Raw genomic sequence first — 520 nt, forward strand, 5'->3', positions numbered from 1 at the left:
GCTACTTCGACGTCGGTATCGCCGAGCAGCACGCCGTCACCCTCGCCGCCGGCATGGCCTGCGAAGGCTTAAAGCCCGTCGTCGCCATCTACAGCACCTTCCTGCAGCGCGCCTATGATCAACTGGTCCACGACGTCTGCCTGCAAGGGCTGGATGTCACCTTCGCCGTCGACCGCGCCGGCCTGGTGGGCGCCGACGGCGCCACCCACGCCGGCAGCTTTGATCTCAGCTACGCTCGCCCCCTGCCGAACCTCATCATCGCCGCCCCGGCCGACGAGCAAGAATGCCGCCGGCTGCTCGACACCGCCTACCAGCACCCCGGCCCGGCCATGATCCGCTACCCCCGCGGCACCGGCCCCGGCCGCAAGCTCGACAGGAGCGCCGGCCCCCTGCCCATCGGCGAAGGCGAGCTGCGCCAACAGGGCCAAGACGCCGCCCTGCTCGCCTTCGGCAGCCGCCTGCAGGCGGCCGAGCAGGTCGGGCGCAAGCTCGGGCTCACCGTGGCCAACATGCGCTTCGT

At 71.2% G+C, this 520-nt stretch carries 1 pseudogene; it reads left to right on the forward strand.

What is annotated here, in order from left to right:
- Nucleotides 1-520: pseudogene (locus CKO31_RS26460) on the forward strand (1-deoxy-D-xylulose-5-phosphate synthase); the annotation flags it as partial.

Source organism: Thiohalocapsa halophila, from assembly GCF_016583825.1.
Lineage (GTDB): Bacteria > Pseudomonadota > Gammaproteobacteria > Chromatiales > Chromatiaceae > Thiohalocapsa > Thiohalocapsa halophila.